Genomic DNA, 4,371 nt, shown 5'->3' on the forward strand with positions numbered 1-4,371 from the left:
GGCAGGCGGCGGCGATCGCCGGGGCCGACGGCTGGCCCCGCTACCGCACGGAACCCGGCCGCGAGCAGACCGTCGGCAACGACCCGATGCTGGTCGGCGGCCAGGGCGCCCAGTACTACAGCAGCCTCACCTCGGACGTGCTCAGCCGCACCCTCACGGCGCTCGGCGGCGGCTGGACCTCGCGCGGGCGGAGCGTGCAGAGCCTGGACAACGCCGTCACGGACGTGCTCTTCTCCGTCGGCGCCCGGGTGCACGACCCGCCGGATTCGCACCAGACCCACCTGCCGGGGGACGCGGGCCCGCCGACCGTCACCCGCCGGGACGTGCCGCCCCTGGTGACGGTGCGGACCACCCCCGACACGGCGCCCTTCGGGCCGTCGCCGTACCGCAACCAGGAACTGCTGCTCGGCAGCCGTGTCTACACCGTGCCCGGCGCCACCGTGCGCGACGACTTCGGAAAGCCTCTCCGCGGCGGCTCCGTGGGTTCCGGGGGCTCCACGGCCCGGCCGGTGATCACCGCCCGCTGCCCGGCCGGGACCCAGGTGAACCTGTGGGCGCCGTACTTCTCCGGCTCCGCGCGGCTCGCGGGCGGCGGCACCGGCGTCCTCCTCCGATCCGACTACGGGCGCAACCGGGCCGCCATGGAGCCGCTCGGCCGTACCCCGGCCTCCGGGCAGGTGCGGATCGAGCTGACCCCGGACCGGCCCGGCCGGATCCCGCCCGGTGCGATCGGCTGCCTGGACACCGCCCGGTTGCGCACCGCCGCCGCCCGGCTGAAGACCACCGGCGCCGGCGAGGTGACCGTCTCCGACGGCACCCTGCGGGCCCGGCTGCCCGCCGGCAGCAGGGGGATCGCGGTCGTCGCCGCGCCCCGCATCGCCGGCTGGCGGTGCGCCACGGGCGACGGCGCGGCCCGGCCCGCCGGGCAGTACCACGGCCTCGTCGCCGTCCCCCTCGACGGCACCTCGACCAGCCTGACCTGCACCTTCCACCCACCCGGCCTGCGGCTGGGCACGACCGTCGGGCTCGTCTCGCTCGCGGCCCTCGTCCTGCTCACCGCCCTCGCCGCCGTCCGCCGCCGGCGCGTCCCGGCGCCGCCCACGACCACACCACCGCGCGAGCGCGTGACAGCCGCTCACTGACCGCGCCCCAGGGGGACCCGCCATGCTGATATCGATCGTCGCGCCCTGCTACAACGAGGAAGACGTCCTCGAACGCTTCCACGAGGAGATCCAGAAGGTCTCCGAGGAACTGCTGCCGCTCGGCCACGACATGGAGTTCGTGTACGTGGACGACGGCAGCCGCGACCGCACGCTCCCCGTCCTCGAACGCCTCGCCGGCCTGGACGCGCGGGTGCGGTACGTCTCCTTCAGCCGCAACTTCGGCAAGGAGGCGGCCCTGCTCGCCGGGCTGAGGCACGCCTCCGGCGACTCCGTGGTCGTCATGGACGCCGACCTCCAGCACCCGCCGGAGCTGATCAAGCGCATGGTCCAGCTGCGCGAACAGGGCCACGACCAGGTCATCGCCCGGCGGACCCGCACCGGCGACCGCCTCACCCGGACCCTGACCGCACGCACGTACTACCGGCTGGTCAACCGCCTGGTCGACGTCGAACTCATGGACGGCGTGGGGGACTTCCGGCTGCTGTCGCGCCGCGTGGTGGACGCGGTGCTGGCCCTCACCGAGTACAACCGCTTCTCCAAGGGCCTGTTCGCCTGGGTGGGCTTCCCGAGCACCACCTTCGAGTACGAGAACGCCGCGCGCGAGGCCGGCAGCAGCTCCTGGAACCTGCGCGGCCTGCTCAACTACGGCCTGGACGGGGTGCTGTCCTTCAACAACCGGCCGCTGCGCGCGGCCCTCTGGCTCGGCATGGGCCTGCTGCTGTGCGCCGGCGTCTACACGGGCTGGATCGTGGTCGCCGCGCTCCTGCACGGGGTCCAGACCCCCGGCTATGTGACCATCATCACCGCGGTCACCGCCCTCGCCGGCGTGCAGATGGTCATGCTGGGAGTGATCGGGGAGTACACGGGACGCATCTACTACGAGGTGAAGGGTCGTCCGCACTTCCTGGTGAAGGCGACCAACGTCGAACGGACGAAAGACCTCATTCCTTGATATCGCGACAGATCATCACGTTCGCCGTGGTGGGCGTGGTCAACACGGCCACCTACTACGGTCTCTACCTGCTGTTCCTGATGTGGCTGCCCTATCTCGGCGCGCATGTCCTCGCGTTTCTGATCAGCATGTGCGGATCCTTTTTCCTCAACGCCCGATTCACCTACCGGACCCGGCCGACCTGGCGGAAATTCCTGCTGTTCCCGCTGACGAACGTCGCCAATTTCCTGATCACCACCGTGGGCGTGTACGTGATCGTCGACGTGCTCCACGCGGGAAGCCGCTTCGCCCCCCTCATCGCCTCCGCGGCCGCGATCCCCGTCACCTTCGTGGTGTCCCGCTGGGTCATGCTGCCCGGCGCGGACGCCCGGACGATTGCATAAACGTGCAGCGATACGTATAGTCATGCCATCTAGAGGAGGATGGACATGGCGGTACGTGCGGCGGTGGCCGGAGCGAGCGGATACGCGGGCGGAGAGGTCCTGCGGCTGCTCCTCGCACACCCCGAGGTCGAGATCGGCGCCCTGACCGCGAACTCCAACGCGGGTCAGCGGCTCGGCGCGCTCCAGCCGCACCTGCTGCCGCTGGCCGACCGCGTGCTGTCCGAGACCACGGCCGAGGCACTCGCCGGCCATGACGTCGTCTTCCTGGCGCTGCCGCACGGGCAGTCCGCCGCCGTCGCCGAGCAGCTCGGCCCCGACGTCCTCGTGGTCGACATGGGCGCCGACTTCCGGCTGACGGACCCGGCCGACTGGGAGCGTTTCTACGGCTCCCCGCACGCCGGCACCTGGCCCTACGGCCTCCCCGAACTGCCGGGTGCCCGCGCCGCGCTGGAGGGGTCCAAGCGCATCGCGGTACCCGGTTGCTATCCCACCGCCGTCACCCTGGCCCTGTTCCCGGCCTACGCGGCCGGGCTGGCCGAGCCCGAGGCCGTGATCGTCGCCGCGTCCGGCACCTCCGGCGCGGGCAGGGCGCCCAAGCAGCATCTGCTCGGCAGCGAGGTCATGGGCTCCATGTCGCCGTACGGCGTCGGCGGCGGCCACCGGCACACCCCCGAGATGATCCAGAACCTCAGCGGGGTGGCGGGGGAGCGGATCTCCGTCTCCTTCACGCCGACCCTCGCGCCGATGCCCCGCGGGATCCTCGCCACGTGCAGCGCCTCGGCGAAGGAGGGCGTCACCGCCGAGTCCGTTCGCGCCGCCTACGAGAAGACCTACGCCGACGAGCCGTTCGTCCATCTGCTCCCCGAGGGCCGGTGGCCCGCGACGGCCTCCGTCCACGGTTCCAACGCCGTTCAGGTGCAGGTCGCGTACGACGCGTCCGTGGACCGCATCATCGCGATCAGCGCCATCGACAACCTGACCAAGGGCACCGCGGGCGGTGCCGTCCAGAGCATGAACCTCGCCCTCGGACTCGCGGAGTCCACCGGGCTGACGACGATCGGAGTCGCGCCGTGACCGTGACGGCAGCAAAGGGATTCACGGCGGCGGGGATCGCCGCCGGGATCAAGGAGAACGGCAACCCGGACCTGGCCCTCGTGGTCAACGACGGTCCCCGCCGTGCCGCCGCGGGCGTCTTCACCTCCAACCGTGTGAAGGCAGCGCCGGTGCTCTGGTCCGAGCAGGTCCTCAAGAGCGGCGAGGTCTCCGCCGTCGTCCTCAACTCCGGTGGCGCCAACGCCTGTACGGGACCCAAGGGCTTCCAGGACACCCACGCCACCGCCGAGAAGGCCGCCGAGGTGCTCGGCCGGGGCGCCATCGAGGTCGCCGTCTGCTCCACCGGCCTCATCGGCGTGCTGCTGCCCATGGACAAGCTGCTCCCGGGCATCGAGTCGGCCGCGGCCCAGCTCTCCGAGCACGGCGGCGAGAAGGCCGCCATCGCCATCAAGACCACCGACACCGTCCACAAGACGTCCGTCGTGACCAAGGAGGGCTGGACGGTCGGCGGCATGGCCAAGGGCGCCGGCATGCTCGCCCCCGGCCTCGCCACCATGCTGGTCGTCCTCACCACCGACGCAGACCTCGACGACGAGACGCTGGACAGGGCGCTGCGCGCGGCCACGAAGGTCACCTTCGACCGCGTCGACTCCGACGGCTGCATGTCCACCAACGACACCGTGCTGCTGCTCTCCTCGGGCGCCTCCGGCATCACCCCGCGGTACGAGGAGTTCGTCGCCAGTCCTGCCTCAACTGCGCGGCGGAGTTCCAATGGCTTCATACCGTTCTCCCCCATCGTCGAGTACGCATACACCCAGAT

The 4,371-nt window shown here is 71.5% G+C and carries 4 protein-coding genes and 1 pseudogene; all 5 read left to right on the forward strand.

The window, feature by feature from the left end; genetic code table 11:
* A pseudogene (locus ACWEN3_RS42255) lies at positions 1-1,142 on the forward strand (YfhO family protein); the annotation flags it as partial.
* Positions 1,143-1,164: 22 nt separating this feature from the next.
* A complete protein-coding gene (locus ACWEN3_RS42260; RefSeq protein ID WP_452982803.1) occupies positions 1,165-2,115 on the forward strand; it encodes a glycosyltransferase family 2 protein in 951 nt (316 codons plus the stop codon).
* Positions 2,112-2,498, forward strand: a complete 387-nt coding sequence (locus ACWEN3_RS42265; RefSeq protein ID WP_452982806.1) for a GtrA family protein — start codon at positions 2,112-2,114, stop codon at positions 2,496-2,498. The genes ACWEN3_RS42260 and ACWEN3_RS42265 overlap by 4 nt, the downstream gene beginning before the upstream one ends.
* A gap of 45 nt (positions 2,499-2,543) precedes the next feature.
* The gene (gene argC / locus ACWEN3_RS42270; RefSeq protein ID WP_452982808.1) at positions 2,544-3,572 is read left to right on the forward strand and encodes an N-acetyl-gamma-glutamyl-phosphate reductase; all 1,029 of its coding nucleotides are present in this window, start codon (positions 2,544-2,546) and stop codon (positions 3,570-3,572) included.
* The coding region (locus ACWEN3_RS42275) for a bifunctional ornithine acetyltransferase/N-acetylglutamate synthase (protein WP_452982811.1) at positions 3,569-4,371 on the forward strand (803 nt) is incomplete at its 3' end. The genes argC and ACWEN3_RS42275, both read left to right, overlap by 4 nt.

The organism is Streptomyces sp. NPDC004561, assembly GCF_053602155.1.

Bases quoted from the DNA above. Each gene is read 5' to 3' on its own strand.
- ACWEN3_RS42260 (WP_452982803.1), top strand. From the start codon at position 1,165: ATGCTGATATCGATCGTCGCGCCCTGCTACAACGAGGAAGACGTCCTC.
- argC (WP_452982808.1), top strand. From the start codon at position 2,544: ATGGCGGTACGTGCGGCGGTGGCCGGAGCGAGCGGATACGCGGGCGGA.